The organism is Acetobacter sp. UBA5411, from assembly GCF_002409645.1.
Taxonomy (GTDB): domain Bacteria; phylum Pseudomonadota; class Alphaproteobacteria; order Acetobacterales; family Acetobacteraceae; genus Acetobacter.
Genome location: NZ_DHNR01000031.1, coordinates 206,466 through 222,353, shown reverse-complemented (window position 1 = coordinate 222,353; position 15,888 = coordinate 206,466). Strand labels below are relative to the sequence as shown.

The window sequence follows — 15,888 nt, the reverse complement described above, 5'->3', positions numbered from 1 at the left end:
AAATTAACGCTTGAAAATAGATCAAAAGCAAGCAAGAAATGCTCAATACACACTTCATCTGTCGTAATATGGCCGAACCGGTCATTAAACGGAGATCGAGACCGGAGCCCATCATGTCCCAGTCCACCCGGCCTTCTTCTGGCGCTCCCGCCGATGCCCACCTTGGCGCTCCCCTGCCCCAGCGCATGGCGCGCAATGTTCCCAGCGAGCTTCTGCGATCGTTCGTGGCGATTGTGGAAGCCGGCTCCATGGCGCAGGCAACCGAGACAATTTTTCTGACGCAGTCCGCGCTCAGCCTGCAGATGAAACGTCTGGAAGACGTGCTTCAGCAGAAGCTTTTCCGTCGTGACGGACGCCGTCTGATCCTGACGCCCATCGGTGAGGAACTAGTGGGGTATGCGCGTCAGCTTCTCGCGCTCAACGACCGGATCATGCGCACACTCGGTCAGGACTCGGAGCCGGAACCGATAACAGTTGGCATGGTGCAGGATTTTGCCGACACGCTGCTTCCGGACGTGCTGGGGCAGTTTCGCCTTGCGCACCCCCGTTCCCGTCTTGTGATCCAGATCGGTGGATCGGCGGAACTTCTGGACATGTTCGACCGCTCGAGACTCGATCTGGTGCTGTGCCTTGGACAGCACGGCGACCGTTCCGGTGCGACATGGAAAGTGGTCGGACACGACCGGATGACATGGATTGGCGATCCAGCCATTGCCGAACTTTCCGAGGTGCCTCTTGTTCTTCTTGAGCCACCCTGCCGTTTTCGTGACGCCGCCCTGCGTGCCCTGACACAGGAAAAGCGGGATTACCGGCTGGTGCTGGAAACACCCAACCTTCCCGCTATGCGGGCCGGTGTGCGCGGCGGCCTTGGTGTGAGCTGCCGGACGCGCCGCTTCGCCACGGCTGAAGGGCTCCCCACGATCACGAGTGACGCTCTTCCGGCCATTCCCGAGATCGAGACCATTCTCGTGCGGCGCAATCATCTCGGGGATGCCGCGACCGATCTGGGGGATCTGTTGGCCGCAGCAGCAGGCGCTTGAATAATGTTCAAGGAACGGATGACAAGAACTCTTTATGAGACAGGCAAGTCTTCGCGGCAGGATCGGATCGTTCCGATATCTGCAACGAGGTTTTCTCATGACGTCATCCGCATCTGCCGCCCCGCTTCGCGCCAAGTTCCGGGAACTGGAAGGAGAGCGCGAGCGCACATGGGAGCCCGCGGCTCTGGCCGTGAACGTCAACCAGCGGGCCACACTGATCCGCGATCATGGCAAGGCAGCCTCTGTCGTGAAGACCGGAGACGTACTGCCACCGCTCACACTGTCTGCCGTGGATGGGAGTACGGTGTCACTGGATGATCTGGTGGCGAAAGGCCCAGCCGTTCTGGTGTTCTTCCGCTTTGCCGGATGTCCTGCCTGCAACATCGCTCTCCCTCATTATCGCGATACATTGTGGCCTGAACTGAAAGCATCCGGCATTCCTCTTCTGGCGATCTCACCCCAGCCGACAGCGCTGCTCTCCGAAATTGCCACGCGCCATGACCTGTCTTTCCCGGTCGCAACCGATACGGGGCTGCAACTGTCACGCGCACTGGGACTTACCTACACGTTTGATGAACCCTCCCGACAGAGCGCACTCGCAAAGGGCGGAAAAAGCGAGGCGCTGAACGGTCTTGAAGATACTTGGGAACTTCCTAAACCTGCCGTGATTGTCATCGGACCTGGGCGTGTCGTGCGCTTTGCCGACGTCTCCCCGGACTGGATGGACCGCACGGAGAGCGACTGTGTTCTGGCGGCGTTGGGGCTGAATAAAGGAAACGCCTCTCATGCAGCCTGACTGTGTTGTGGTCGATGGGCGGACTTCCGTCCCGGCTGAGCTGTTTCGGGAAGCCATGAGTCGTCTCGGCGCACCCGTGACGGTCGTGGCCACCGACGGTCCAGCCGGGCGTCAGGGCCTAACCGTCTCCGCCATGACAAGCGTGAGTGATACGCCGCCGACGGTGCTCGTCTGCCTCAATCGCAGCAACCGCTCTCATGAAGCATTTCAACGCAACGGCGTGGTCGGGATCAGCATTCTCGGTCGCGGTCATGACGATGTGGCGGGTGTTTTCGCCAGTTCACGCCGCGCACCCGAAGAGAAATTCGCTTCCGGTGTCTGGCGTGTGGGGAAAACCGGCGCGCCGCTTCTCGATGATGCGGCTGTAACACTGGATTGTGTGATTGAAGATATCCGCAGGTCAGGAACACATGACGTTCTGTTCTGCGCGGTCCGCGACATCGTGATCAGTGACACGATTGCCGCGGGTCTTGCGTGGTGCGGCCGCGCCTTCCACCATCTGCCTTTTTCGTCACAGGCGCCATTCCTGAAAGTTCAGGATACAGCCTGATGACAGCAGGCGACTTCCAGGGAGAAGTCGCCCCTTTTCTTACCGAGAAGAACGACGATCCAGCTGCGCCAGATCACGCACTGCGCCACGCGCCGCACTGGTCGTCAGGGCCGCATAAGCCTTGAGCGCCGTGGAAACCACGCGATTGCGCACAGGCTTCCATGCCTCGACACCCCGGTCGTCCATCTTCTGCCGGCGGGTTGAAAGCTCGGGGTCAGTCACGCTCGTTTTCAGCACGCGGTTCGGAATATCGATCTCGATGATGTCGCCATCCTCGATCAGACCGATCGCACCACCTTCCGCCGCTTCCGGGGAAATATGGCCGATGGACAGGCCAGAACTGCCGCCGGAGAAACGACCGTCGGTGATGAGCGCACAGGACTCAGCCAGCCCTTTCGACTTCAGGTAGGAGGTAGGGTAGAGCATTTCCTGCATGCCCGGACCACCCTTCGGTCCTTCGTAGCGGATCACCACCACGTCGCCTGCCTTGATGCGATCGCCAAGAATGGCGGACACGGCGGCGTCCTGACTCTCGAACACACGGGCCGGACCGGAGAAGGTCAGCAGACCTTCGGCCACACCGGCCGTCTTCACGATGGCGCCGTCTTCCGCGATGTTGCCATACAGCACGGCGAGACCGCCTTCCTTGCTGAACGCATGGTCGCCAGAACGGATCGCACCCTTTTCACGGTCAAGATCCAGTTCCTTGTAACGGCTGGCCTGCGAGAACGCCTGCGTGGTGCGAACACCTCCGGGAGCGGCCTTGTAGAAAGTGCGGGCTTCGTCGGTCGCCGTCTCGCCACCGATATCCCACTGCGCCAGTGCCTTGGCGACGCTCTTGGAGTGGACCATCGGAATATCACGGTGAAGCAGCTTCATGCGGTCGAGTTCGCCCATGATGGCCTGCACGCCACCGGCACGATGGACGTTTTCCATATGCACGTCAGCCTTGGAGGGCGCGACCTTGCAGAGGTTCGACACGCGGCGGGAAAGCCGGTCGATGTCGGCCATGGTGAATGGCACTTCGCCCTCATGAGCGGCGGCAAGAAGATGCAGCACCGTGTTGGTCGAACCACCCATGGCGATATCGACGGTCATGGCGTTCTCGAACGCTTCGAACGTGGCGATGGAGCGCGGCAGAACACTGCTGTCGCCCTGCTCGTAATAGCGCTTGGCCAGTTCGACGGCGAGCTTGCCTGCTTTCAGGAACAGTTCGCGACGGTCAGCATGTGTAGCGACGAGGCTGCCATTGCCCGGCAGGGACAGACCCAGCGCTTCGGTCAGGCAGTTCATCGAGTTGGCGGTGAACATGCCGGAGCAGGAGCCACAGGTCGGGCAGGCCGAGCGCTCGATGATGTCGGACTCTTCCTGCGTGACGCCCGGAGCGGCGGCGGCGACCATGGAGGACACCAGATCGACGGCCTTGTCGATCTCGCCGTCCTTCACATGACCGGCTTCCATCGGACCACCGGAGACGAACACCACTGGGATGTTCAGGCGCATGGCGGCCATCAGCATGCCCGGCGTGATCTTGTCGCAGTTACTGATGCAAACCAGCGCGTCGGCGCAGTGGGCGTTGACCATGTATTCCACGGCGTCGGCGATCAGCTCGCGCGAAGGCAGGCTGTAGAGCATGCCACCGTGACCCATGGCGATGCCGTCATCGACCGCGATGGTGTTGAACTCGCGCCCGATGCCGCCTGCTTCCGCGATGGCCTCGCAGACAAGCTGGCCGAGGTCTTTCAGGTGGACGTGACCGGGGACGAACTGGGTAAAGGAATTGGCGACGGCAATAATCGGCTTACCGAAATCCGCGTCCGTCATGCCCGTGGCGCGCCAGAGGCTGCGAGCGCCGGCCATGTTGCGGCCGTGGGTAGTGGTGCGGGAGCGGTAACCGGCCATACGACTGTTCTTTCCGATCTGAAACAGGGCGGGACACGACGAAAATGGTGTTCCACCTTCAACATGGGGCCGTATAGCGGGAAAAACAGGGTGAGTCAGCCGACGGATGGGAGATTCATCGGCTGTGCCCTGCTTCGCTCAGCAACGGCTCCCGAAAACACGCCTCAGGTGAACGATCAGACGGAAACGCCTCAGGCTGCGTGCCAGTTGCCACCCTTTTTGTAGGCCATATCCATGTCCTGAATGATGCTGTTGAATTCCGGCGCACGCAGGACCATCACACTGGGATCAAACGGTTTTCCGCTCTTGATGGCGGTATGCAGACGGCGGTTGAGCGCGCGGTTGAACACGCCCGGCCCGGTCTTGTAGGCGATATACAGATCCCGGAAGAGATAGCTGTTGCGATAAAGTGACAGCAGACAGTCCGCAAGGATCGGACTGTTCCGGCGGCTGCCGAAGAAGTCGTTATGGACGTAATAATTGTCCGTCACGAAGAAGACGTGGGATGGCTTCTGCGCGGCATAGTCTTCCAGTATTTCCGGGGCGACAATGCGGATATCGGCATCCAGCCACCAGCCGCCCAGTTCATGAATGACGTGGACCCGGAGGAAATCAGCCGCCTCGGCGGGATGACGCGCCTGCAGGAACAGGTCCCGCGCTTCCCGCCCATAGTGGTCATAGAGCCATTCGGCCCCTGACTCGCGATTGAACATCTGGACGTCAAACGCTTCCAGCCCCTCATGATAGGCGAGGTTCTCCGTAATCTCGGCAGGCGGATTCTGATCCCAGTACTGATAGATATGTGTCGGGATGATCTGCTCCGCGCTCGGACGTGCGGGTATTTTTGCTTTCGGCAGAACGGACAGCGCTGTCTCCAGATAGAGCACGTCTACTTCTTCGCCGGTGTGGAAAGCTTCGAAGCAGTTGCCCATCCGCTCCAGCGCGGCTTTGGGATCATGCTGACGCCATGCGATCTCGATCCCGAGGATGTAATCATAGATCGGCTGGGACAGCGCTTTCAGCTGCTCCAGTTCGTCTGCGGGAGGGCTCATCCCGGCCTTGAGCAGACACAGCAGGCGAGCCTGCAACAGGGAAGAGGCGAGCGGAAATTCGTTTGGATGCTTGGAGTGCAGATTGAAGGCGAGACCATAGAAATAGGCCGCTTCCTTCACCTGCTTGTGCATGTGCAGAATATTGGCTAGCGCAAAAGCATGCTCAACGGTCGCCGCGCCATGCTTATGGAAATAATTCATCGCCTGATGGTTATCGGCGAGATCTTCAAGAGTAAAATCCGAGGTTTTCTCTATGGGCAGGGTCAGGAATGTTTCGTTTTTTTCCGCATCAGTCGACATAATCAGGTCTTTTCCACCCTTGGCCCAAAACAGGCCCTATTCCCACACAGGATATTAGATAATCCGGGATATTCAACATTCTGATAACGACGTCCAGAGCCTTGCAGTGACCCACGCCATCCTGAAACCGGTTCAGCCTGCAGCGGCGATCTCCTTTGAAAGCGTGTCAACAAGCTGCCGTGCGGGCATCGGACGCACACGAGCCACGCCCGTCCCGGCCCAGAATGCACCGTATCCTGCCTCACCCTGAGCCCTGGCCGCAGCATCCAGCTGCTTTGCCGCATCATACGCATAAGGATAAGGCGGCACCACGGGACAATCCGCACGATCGGCCAGCGCCTGAAATTTCTGCCGCACCCCACGGGCCGGACGTCCTGAGATCGCCGTAATCATTTCGGTCCCCTCCCTTCCCCCATCCATCAGGGCGGTGCGGTAAGCAGGAGAGGCTGCACTTTCATCGCAGGCGACAAACGCCGTTCCCAGCTGTGCAGCTGTTGCGCCCGCATCCAGCATTTCCGCCACGTCACGACCGGTCATAAGGCCACCAGCTGCGACAAGAGGCAGGGCGGTCACCGATTTCAGTATGGTGAGAAGCGTCCTTGTATCGGCCTTTTCATCAGGAGCGACTGAATAGAAGATGCCGCGATGTCCTCCGGCCTCATATCCCTGCGCGATCAGGGAATCCATCCCTGCCCGCTCCGCCAGTTTGGCTTCCTGCACATTGGTCACGCTGGCAATCAGCATGATCCCTGCATCTTTGAGGGACTGAACAGCAGCCGCTCCGGGCAGACCGAAATGGAAGCTTACGCAGGCAGGACGTTCTTCAAGCAGCATGTCCAGCATGGCCGGACCATCCAGAAAGGACGCATAGATCTGCCGCAATGTTTCAGGGGGACGAGCACCAAAACGCTCGAATTCAGGCTTCAGCCAGTGAAGCCAGTCCGCCGCTTCCCTGGCGGGGAGCGGGACAGACTGGTGGCAGAAAACGTTCACGCCGAACGGGCGCGGCGTCAGCTGTCGTGTCTGCCGGATGGCGTCCCGAGCGGCAGAGACCGTCATCGCGCCGATTCCAAGATTCCCGAGCGCTCCAGCCTCGGAAACCGCCGCTGCAAGACGAGGCGTGGAGACCCCGGCCATCGGAGCCTGCACAACCGGAACCTCCAGACTCAGGCGTTGCATCAGCATGAGACACCTACGTCTGAAAGTTCAGCCGGTTGCCTCTGGCTGTCACTGGCGCGTCAGTAACATTTAGCCTCAGGCTGTGCCCGGGCCGAACTCCTCATCGTGGTCCACAAGTGGGATGGGGTAATCGCCCGTGAAGCAGGCGTCACAGTAGCGACGGCGCTCTGCATCGCGGCCTTCATGGCCCAAAGCCCGATAAAGACCATCAAGGGAGATAAAAGCGAGGCTATCCACGCCGATCAGTTCCGCCATCGTCGCGATGTCGTGCTGGGCCGCCAGCAGTTTGCTGCGCTCCGGCGTATCGATGCCGTAGAAGCAGGAATGCTTGGTTGGCGGCGAGGAAATCCGCATATGGACCTCCGTCGCACCGGCAGCCCGCACCATATCGACGATCTTGCGGGATGTGGTGCCACGCACGATGGAGTCGTCCACGAGAATGACGCGCTTTCCATCCAGCATCGGCTTGTTCGTCGAATGCTTCATGCGGACACCGAGATTACGGATCTGGTCCGTAGGCTCGATAAAGGTGCGTCCGACATAATGGTTGCGGATAATGCCGAGTTCGAAGGGAATGCCGCTTTCCTGAGCGAAGCCCATCGCTGACGGCACGCCCGAATCCGGCACCGGCACGACCACGTCAGCCTCGACTCCGCTTTCACGAGCCAGTTCGACGCCGATCTGCTTGCGGACGTTGTAGACAGGCATACCGTCCAGAACCGAATCCGGACGGGCAAAATAGATGTATTCGAACACGCAGAAGCCGGAGCGCTGGGCTGCAAACGGCTTGACCGAGCGCACACCGGTCTTGTCGATGACGACCATTTCGCCCGGCTCGACATCGCGCACGAACTCGGCGCCGACGATATCCAGACCACAGCTTTCCGAGGCGAACACCCAGCCGGATGCATCATTGGCCGCACCCGGCAGCTTGCCCAGAACCAGCGGACGCACGCCGAGCGGATCACGCACGCCCATCAGCGCATCCTGCGACAGCACAACCAGCGAGTAAGCTCCCTGCACCTGCTTCAGAGCGTCGATCAGGCGATCCTCGACCGTGGCATAGAGCGAGATAGCGATGAGATGGATGAAGACTTCCGTATCCGTGGTGGACTGGAACAGGCACCCGCGACGGATCAGCGCACGACGCAGGCCGTGAGCGTTGGTCAGGTTGCCATTATGAGCGACGGCAAGGCCGCCGAATTCGAACTCGGCGAACAAGGGCTGCACATTGCGCAGCAGGGTGTCGCCTGTCGTGGAGTAGCGGTTGTGTCCTACCGAGAACGCGCCCGGCAGTCCTGCCATGATGCGCGTGTCGTGAAAGACATCACCGACTAGACCAAGACCGCGATGGGAGGAAAATTTCTTTCCGTCGTAGCTGACAATGCCCGAGGCTTCCTGCCCGCGATGCTGAAGCGCATGCAGGCCAAGAGCGGTTATGGCCGCCGCATCCGCGACGTTCCATGCTCCGAAAACGGCACATTCTTCGTGGAACTTGTCATCCCCGTCCTGCCGGTCATCAGCCCATGGATGGGTTGTGACCGTCGTCTGCCGGAGAGAAAGCTGTTCGGACATCAGTTTTCATCCTTCCCCGATCACAGTCCACGCAGACCGATCACGTGGTGCGTCAGGGGTTCTCTGGGTAAGCCTCACCGGGTGCGTCGTCCGGTCCGCCGAGGTCATGGCCTGAGCCGGGCTCCTGCGCAAGGTCTGAAGGCACAAATCTCGACATGAACGGCGCCATATAGGACAGCGCAGTCGTTATCGCATTCGCCCCGGCTCCATCGCTCCGCTCGCCGGTCATGACCATATTCGTGGCGGTAGCCCAGTGAGTGGCCATATAAAGGGTCACAATGACTGTTCCGCCTCGCAGGACTCCGAACATGCCACCCAGAAGCTTGTCCAGCCCCGCGAGGGGAGAGATCCTAATAAGGTGAGCGAACAGGCTGGACACAAGGGCGCCGACAGCGAGTCCGCCAAAAAATATCACACCAAACCCGACCCCGTCTGCCAGTTCCGCCGGCTCCAGCGTCGGCAGCGCCCATGTGACAAATACATGCCGGTATTTCATCGCCGCAATGCCGGCCACACCCCAGGCAATGATCCCCAGCACCTCCCGCGTGAAACCTTTTCTCAGTCCGCTGACAACGGACAGGACCACAATCAGTTCCACCAGCAAGGCAGGCGCCGATGTCGGCGCATTGATGACTGTCTGCAGAGCCTCCCGCACCGCCGTCTGCACGGTCTCCCATGCCGGAATGTGCTCAGACACAAATGAAAGGGAGGCTGTCATCAGGCTACGCCCTGATCAGAGGGACCCACGCCACAAATCAGTCCCTTTCGGAATAATGGGGTGCTTATCCTCACAACACGGCCGCCTCTTCACATCCTCGCCCAAGGTCCTGGAGATGCCTAGCCGGAGATTTCTGAAGGCTCTCTTAAAATCGAAACAAATCATTACTCTGCGTTACAGTCACTGCCCGCCTCAGCCTGATGTCGCACAGGATTATGGCAGTTTGCTGGTCGCAACCCGCCACGGCCCCTTGCGTCGCCCCTTGTGAGGTCCCGAAGCATGACTCAGGCGCAGACACAACTCTCCCATTTCGATCCGACAGTGTAATTCTGTCCATACAGCATCAGGATCAAGGCCCTGATCAGCCCATATCGCAATCAGTCCCCGAACAAATCCGGCGCTGGTCCGAATCACCTCTTCCCTGTCGCCTTCAATGACCGCCGCAGTGCATTCAGCCATGACGAGGCCCAGTATACCGGCGAGATGTCGTGTCTCATTGTCATCCGACACCACACCCTCCCGTTCCGCCAATGCATCGAGCAAGGGAGCGAGAGTTTCGACGGCACCAGAAGAAGGAGTTGTCATGGGACCATCATGAAAAAAAATTGCGCTCCCCGTCAATCAGCCGAGAAGCACAATACTGACGTCATATCGTGACCCACGCCAGAAAGAGTCCTGTTTGTGAACGGAAACCACTCACAACATGGCCGGGCCCGTCTCTCTCGCCCTGGCGGCAGCGACAAGCGCGAGTGCCGTTTCGGTCCGGCGCTTCGTGCGGGCCAGCCATCCACGCCCCCATCGCCGGAAACCCGACCGCAGCTTGTATTCCCGTTCCTGCATGCCCGACAGAACCAGCACGAGCAGCAGCCCCATCGTCTGCTGACTTTCAAGAGCCCGCTTCACTTCAGGACCGATACCGCTGCTTGGCGGCAGCCCAAGACGTGCATGGAGAGTCGCCAGATTATCCGGATCAATTTGAGGCAGAAGATCAGAAGCGTTCATATGCGTTAGAACTGAAAGGGTCTGTGGACCGATGCAGCCATCCATCGTAACCCCCACCATTCTCTGCAGCAGGCGGGCGGATGCGGAAACTCCACAGTTCCATCCAAAATCGAACACCATGAGATCAAGGCCAGCAGGTAGAGCGGAACACACCAGCGGGTTCCAGAATCTGGAACGGGCTATGGCGTCAAACGTATCGAGATCCAGATTGCGCATATCATCCTGAGAAACAGGCTGAGGCTTCTTCCATGATGCCAGCATGGCTGCGGAGACGCCGTAATGACTGCCGATCAGGACGCCCTTGCGACTATTTTCATCAGGAAGCCAGTTTCCCAAATCCTTTGGATCCTCACTGTACCCACCTTCAGCCGTACGAACAAAATCCAGGCAGGCATCAAAATTCTGGCCAGTCAAAGTGACTCTCTCCGGTTTTCCTTAAATAAAATACCGGCTCAGATCTGAAGGCAGACCTTATGCACGGCCTGCAGAAAGTATCCGTCTCCACACAGAAAATGGGGTATCAGGGCAACTTCTTTTATCGGTTATATTTGAGATAAACCATTGACCTGTCTGTCTGGACAGAAAACGGCCAATCTCTTTCAGTTGACCTCCCCCAAACCTCATTTAAATAAATTCTCTTTCAAAACTCTCCCGAAAGATCAATTCCAGCAATAATGCTTCATATAAATACGATAAAAACCATCAGAAGAAGTATAGCAGATAAACTTTAAACCGAATCATCAGAAAGCTTCACAACGGATACTGACGCACAAGACTGCTCAGCTTTTCCCGCAACTCGGCATCCAGCGGAAACTTATATTTTCCATAATCCTGCGTGCCTTGAGCATGTTTCAGAATAAGATCATCATGCATCCGCCCCATACGACCATTTAGGTCACTGAGATAACGCGCCATCGCATCCGATCGATTATCTGGAAAAATCGTTCTGTAATCGTCAAAAAATGACACCTGCCGACTGATGATCTTACGAAGCGCGTGAAAATGATGAGCGGTCATTCTGTCTGCACGTAAACTATCAGAAAGCGTGTTGATCTGTTTTCGCAGATACTCTTCAAATGCTACGCCAGTCTCCACCTTCATACGGGACAACTCCCGTTCCATCATGCGCCAGTAAGGCGAGATGATCATGATGCGCAGGGCCAATGCATAAAGACGGGTCTTCAGGGAGTGGCCGTTGCGGAATGCATCCTGCACATGCCCCATCAATGTGGTCATGCTCTTGAACAGGATCGGACTTTGATGCCGCGTTGTGTAAAGCACGCAGGCAAAGCGCATATGTTTGAATTTTGCACGGATATGCTTGAATTTTACACGTTCTCTGGAATTGAGGTCAGCTGACAGAACAAGATGATCGACAAGAGCAGCCAGAGTCCGGCGATCAACCTGACGCGCCCAGAGCTCATGACTGATTTCAAAACAGTCCCTGACGACGTCATCCGTGAAAGAAGAAGGAATAGTCTCTGGCAGAGTGACGTGATCTTCCGCCACGTCATTAACCAGAACAGCCTCGAACAGCCTGTTCAACTGCTGGTCTGAAAACCGCGCCGTTGCTTCTTTAACCATAACCTCACTCACGAACCAAAAGAACCTTCCGGAAAATATGTAGTCCTCACAAGACTACATCACATCGCACCATTGCCGCATGAGGTTATGATACACATTGACCAGACCGAGAATGGCCGGATCATCATCCGGCAGTCGGGAACGCAGATCCATGATCTGCTGATCGAGCGTGAACAGAACCCGTCTCTGGCTTTCATCGCGCACCATGGACTGCGTCCAGAAAAATGAAGCCAGTCGACTGCCTTCTGTCACCGGTTCGACGGAATGCAGAACGGTCGTGTCGTAAACGATCATGTCACCAGCAGGGAGCTTGATTTCCCGGGTGCCGGATTCATCGTAGATGACCAGTTCCCCGCCCTCGTACTCCTCCGGATCATTGAGAAACAGGGTCGAGGACACATCCGTGCGGATGCGCATCCCTCCGGAACCGGGAATAGGCCTCACCGCATTATCCACATGCGCTCTAAACTCCATGCCCGGATCATAGCGATTGAACAAAGGAGGCACGACACGCAGTGGGATGACCGCACTGTTGAACAGCAGGTTGCGTCCCAACGCCCGCAACACCAGATCGGCCAGCGCACGATGTTCAGGATGATTGAGCGGCAGTTGCAGGTTGTTTTTTGCCTTGGCCGACTGCTGCCCCGCCGTCACCTTCCCGTCTTTCCAGTCCGCCGTATCCATGACAGCCCGACATCGCTGCAGTTCCTCAGCAGTCAGGACCTGGGGAATATGCAGAAGCATCAATCATATCCGTTTGATGGGGTCAGGCGCGTGAGAAACACGCTTCAGTTCTGTACCGGGACAATGTCAGATCAGAAGGTGGCGACAGCACTCTCGGGCATTCAGTTTCCCTATGATCTGGAAGAGCTCACGTCAGTCTGAAGTCAGCTCAGTCGCCTTCGCCCGGCGCCAATCGCTGGACACGCACGGCCTGTCCACCGGGATTATAGTAAATCACACTGTCACCACGCCTTTGGGCGTAACCATCCGGCTGGCCGTCCTTGGTCCAGAACATCAGACGATCGATATCGGGCTGTTCCACAACCTTGTCGCCGGGAGGACGATGAATATAGCTGTAGTCTTTCTTCACGCGGGTCGTGTTGAAGCGCGAGGCCAGAGCGTGCATGTCAGGCGCTGACGGCTTGTCATCATCAGGTGCGCCCTGCGCCAGCGCCCCCGTGGGCAGTCCCGACAGCATTCCACCAACCAGCGCCACCGCGCTGAACATACGCCACAGGGTTCCGCGCATTCGCCGTTCCTTCTGAACAACCCGATCCAACAAGTCGCTTGTCCCAATTTTCCACTACCTGCGCAAGGCGCACGGATCGAGGAGCCCTATGCATCGCTGCGACAAAAGATTTAAGGCGGCACCCCCAGCTGATCGCCTCTACCCACAATCAGTGCAGGTCGGGTTTCAGAAGATAGCTTTCAATCCCATCGAGAATCTGCGTCATCCAGTCCTGCCAATGCAGTCCCGGCGGCAACGTCTCGGTAAGGGACAAGCATGGAACGCCCGCCTTTTTTGCGACTTCCAGCAAATGTGAGGCGGAGGATGTTGCTGTCTGAGGATTATAGATCAGCAGCTTGATCTGGCCATTTTGCAGATCGTTCTCGAACTGCGCGACAACGGCAGGCGCCGGCTCGGCACCGTTTGTAACAGCGAGCAGAAAAGCGCTGTTTTCCGTGACCAGCCCCAGTTCCTCTGTCAGACGGCCCGGCAGGGGATCTGTCACGGCAATCGGAGTCTCGCGTATGCGCTGCCGCAGACGGACGATCCGCGTCTGCAAGCGGGCAAGATCGCTTTCAAAGGATGCCAGACCTCCCGACGAATCATCCAGCCGGAGCTGATGAGCGATGTCTCGCGCCACACGATCGACTATCACCGGGTCGAACCAGAAGTGTGGGTTTTCATCGTCCCGCCAGCCTGCAATCGATGCAATCCGGATCGTGGACTTGGAGTGGGCCATACGGTCCATCCACGAATCAAATCCGGCTCCGTTCAGAATGATCAGATCGGCCTGTTTCACCTTCAGCACCATCGCGGGAGAAGGCTCAAACCGGCGTGGATCAATGTCGGGCGAACTGAGGATGCTGTCCACAACGACCTTCGGCCCGCCGATCTGTGTGGCGATATCGCCCCAGACATTTTCGGCGGCAACGATACGCGTCACATCCGCGCTCTCCGCACGGGCCTGAGAAGCGCACAGGACACCAGAAGACAATGCGTCGAAACACAGTGCGAAAACGGCGGCAGAGAGCAGGGAGAAGCGCATGGCTCACTCCCCTAACGACAATATTATACTCCATCAATAGCGATTGCGTTGCAGCAGAAGCGGCTGCTTATCGAACGATCAGGAACCGTCCGGACATCATGAACCGGTGTGTGCCGGGAGTGTGAGTTTCTGTCTCTCGCTCTCTCCGATCATGTCCGCAAGGGTCCGATTATCCAGCACGGCAAAAAACGCTTCGAGCGCTTCATCGAGCGTATGACGCAGGAGGCAGTCCGGCATGAGCAGACAGGACGCACCGTTCCGCTCCCCCGGTGGCTGCATGCAGGATACCAGCGCGCAGTCATCTTCCGTAAACCGCACCACGTCACCAATCCGGATAGCGTCTGCCGATTGCCCCAGCCGCAGGCCACCGTTGCGGCCTCTGATGGTCTCGACAAAGCCACCCTGCCCAAGACGGTGGATGATCTTGATCATGTAGTTTTCCGAGAGACCGTAGCATTCGGCAATTTCTCGGATGGAGGATAGCCGGTCGGGATTGCTTGCCAGAAAGACCAGGGCACGCAGGGCATAGTCGGAATGTTGGGTAAGACGCATCCCTCACAATAAACCAGTCGAACCCTCCTTGTCAGCTTTTAGGGTGACCGGCTTTGACACCTTCATGCTGATCTGAATATAAAGGTTACCAACTCAGTCACCTTAACGGATATGTCCCATGGCCGCTCCTCTCGACGACAAGACCCGCTCCATCGTCAAAGCCTGCGTTCCGGCGCTCGAGGCGCATGGGCTGGATATCACGCAGGAAATGTACAAACGGCTGCTGGCTGATCCCGAGGTCCGCGACCTGTTCAACATGTCGCACCAGAAGGATGGTGAGCAGCCCAAGGCGCTGGCCCTCGCCGTGCTGGCCTATGCCCGCAATATCGACACGCTCGGCAATCTTGGCGGCATGGTCGAACGCATCACCCAGAAGCATGTCGGACTGAACATCTTGCCCGAGCATTATCCGCTTGTTGGCAAGGCGCTACTGGGCGCCATTGAGCATGTGCTGGGTGACGCCGCCACGCCGGAGATCATGGATGCCTGGGCCAAAGCATACTGGTTCCTCGCCGACATTCTGATTGGTCGTGAAAAGCTGATCTACGACGAGCATGAAGCAGCACCCGGCGGCTGGATCGGCTGGCGCTCTTTCCGTGTCCGCTCCGTGAAGCAGGAAAGCAGCATCATCCGCTCGTTCGAACTGGTGCCGACTGACGGCAAGCCTGTGATGAAACATCTGCCGGGCCAGTATCTGAGCTTCAAACTGGAGATTCCGGGACACGGCTCGCAGCGTCGCAATTACAGTATTTCTTCTGCACCTTCTTCCGATCACTATCGGATCAGCGTGCGGAAAGAAGAGGGGGGTGTCGTCTCCTCATGGTTCCACGATGCGGTGCCTGAAGGAACCGAGTTGCAGGTTTCAGCCCCTGCCGGTGATTTCGTTTATGACTCTGCCAATGAACAGAAAACGGTTTTTCTCAGCGCTGGCATCGGTCTGACTCCTTTTATCTCCGCAGTCGATGCGTTGTCTGCTGACGAGAAAAAGAACGTCCGCTTCATCCACGGAGCCCATGCTGCTGACACCAACGCTTTTGGTGCTGACATTCGCAAGCTGGCGGGTTCCGGAGTTTTGCAGGCAGACATCTTCTTCAGTGCAGGCCTGCCTTCCGACGTCGTTGAGACTCCCAGAATTCATTATCATGCAGGTCGTATCACGAAGGATTGGCTGACAACGCAGATTGACCCCGGTGCAGTCTACCGTCTCTGTGGCCCTGATGGCTTCATGCGCGATATGGTGGACACACTGAAAACGGCTGGCGTTCCGGTCGCCAATATTCGCTATGAGTTCTTTGGTTCAGCCGCCGATGCAGAGCTTCTTTCTGCCGTCTAAGCTAAAATTCCACATGCTGTTGCTCAGTC

At 57.8% G+C, this 15,888-nt stretch carries 16 protein-coding genes; 4 read left to right on the top strand and 12 right to left on the bottom strand.

Features of this window, described 5'->3' with window-relative positions; translation table 11 throughout:
• Positions 1–113: 113 nt before the first annotated feature.
• The 3 genes from B3759_RS10325 (at position 114) to B3759_RS10315 (ending at position 2,386) form a co-directional block, all read left to right on the top strand.
• Positions 114–1,040 (top strand): LysR substrate-binding domain-containing protein, encoded by a 927-nt coding sequence (locus tag B3759_RS10325; protein ID WP_291365832.1) that lies wholly within the window; start codon positions 114–116, stop codon positions 1,038–1,040.
• A gap of 97 nt (positions 1,041–1,137) precedes the next feature.
• Positions 1,138–1,836: a peroxiredoxin-like family protein gene (locus tag B3759_RS10320; protein WP_291365831.1), complete on the top strand. Its 699-nt coding sequence runs from the start codon at positions 1,138–1,140 to the stop codon at positions 1,834–1,836.
• Entirely contained in the window at positions 1,826–2,386 is a 561-nt protein-coding gene (locus tag B3759_RS10315; protein ID WP_291365830.1) for a flavin reductase, read from the top strand. The genes B3759_RS10320 and B3759_RS10315 overlap by 11 nt, the downstream gene beginning before the upstream one ends.
• Positions 2,387–2,425: 39 nt before the next feature.
• Here the strand turns inward: B3759_RS10315 and ilvD are convergent, their stop codons facing one another.
• The 12 genes from ilvD to B3759_RS10255 all read right to left on the bottom strand — a co-directional run bounded on the left by ilvD (position 2,426) and on the right by B3759_RS10255 (position 14,526).
• Positions 2,426–4,288 (bottom strand): dihydroxy-acid dehydratase, encoded by a 1,863-nt coding sequence (gene ilvD / locus B3759_RS10310; RefSeq protein WP_291365829.1) that lies wholly within the window; start codon positions 4,286–4,288, stop codon positions 2,426–2,428.
• 191 nt (positions 4,289–4,479) lie between these two features.
• Positions 4,480–5,640 (bottom strand): hypothetical protein, encoded by a 1,161-nt coding sequence (locus B3759_RS10305; protein ID WP_291365828.1) that lies wholly within the window; start codon positions 5,638–5,640, stop codon positions 4,480–4,482.
• A 132-nt stretch (positions 5,641–5,772) separates the two neighbouring features.
• The gene (locus B3759_RS10300; protein WP_291365827.1) at positions 5,773–6,819 is read right to left on the bottom strand and encodes an NAD(P)H-dependent flavin oxidoreductase; all 1,047 of its coding nucleotides are present in this window, start codon (positions 6,817–6,819) and stop codon (positions 5,773–5,775) included.
• Positions 6,820–6,894: 75 nt separating this feature from the next.
• A complete protein-coding gene (gene purF / locus B3759_RS10295) occupies positions 6,895–8,394 on the bottom strand; it encodes an amidophosphoribosyltransferase (RefSeq protein ID WP_291365826.1) in 1,500 nt (499 codons plus the stop codon).
• 52 nt (positions 8,395–8,446) lie between these two features.
• Positions 8,447–9,112 carry a CvpA family protein gene (locus tag B3759_RS10290; protein WP_291365825.1) on the bottom strand — a complete coding sequence of 222 codons (666 nt, stop codon included), beginning with the start codon at positions 9,110–9,112 and terminating at the stop codon, positions 8,447–8,449.
• A gap of 213 nt (positions 9,113–9,325) precedes the next feature.
• Positions 9,326–9,697 (bottom strand): phosphoribosyl-ATP pyrophosphatase, encoded by a 372-nt coding sequence (locus B3759_RS10285; protein ID WP_291365824.1) that lies wholly within the window; start codon positions 9,695–9,697, stop codon positions 9,326–9,328.
• 111 nt (positions 9,698–9,808) lie between these two features.
• Entirely contained in the window at positions 9,809–10,528 is a 720-nt protein-coding gene (locus B3759_RS10280; protein WP_291365823.1) for a glycoside hydrolase family 108 protein, read from the bottom strand.
• A gap of 336 nt (positions 10,529–10,864) precedes the next feature.
• The gene (locus B3759_RS10275) at positions 10,865–11,698 is read right to left on the bottom strand and encodes a hypothetical protein (protein ID WP_291365822.1); all 834 of its coding nucleotides are present in this window, start codon (positions 11,696–11,698) and stop codon (positions 10,865–10,867) included.
• Between the two features lie 54 nt (positions 11,699–11,752).
• Complete coding sequence (locus B3759_RS10270; protein WP_291365821.1) at positions 11,753–12,442, bottom strand: Fe2+-dependent dioxygenase; 690 nt, start codon at positions 12,440–12,442, stop codon at positions 11,753–11,755.
• A 148-nt stretch (positions 12,443–12,590) separates the two neighbouring features.
• Positions 12,591–12,950 (bottom strand): hypothetical protein, encoded by a 360-nt coding sequence (locus B3759_RS10265; RefSeq protein WP_291365820.1) that lies wholly within the window; start codon positions 12,948–12,950, stop codon positions 12,591–12,593.
• A gap of 148 nt (positions 12,951–13,098) precedes the next feature.
• Positions 13,099–13,974, bottom strand: coding sequence for a metal ABC transporter solute-binding protein, Zn/Mn family (locus B3759_RS10260; RefSeq protein ID WP_291365819.1), 876 nt, complete (start codon positions 13,972–13,974; stop codon positions 13,099–13,101).
• Between the two features lie 96 nt (positions 13,975–14,070).
• Entirely contained in the window at positions 14,071–14,526 is a 456-nt protein-coding gene (locus tag B3759_RS10255; RefSeq protein WP_291365818.1) for an Rrf2 family transcriptional regulator, read from the bottom strand.
• A 118-nt stretch (positions 14,527–14,644) separates the two neighbouring features.
• Between B3759_RS10255 and hmpA the strand changes: the two genes are divergently transcribed.
• Positions 14,645–15,859: an NO-inducible flavohemoprotein gene (hmpA, locus tag B3759_RS10250; RefSeq protein ID WP_291365817.1), complete on the top strand. Its 1,215-nt coding sequence runs from the start codon at positions 14,645–14,647 to the stop codon at positions 15,857–15,859.
• The last annotated feature ends 29 nt before the right edge of the window (positions 15,860–15,888 follow it).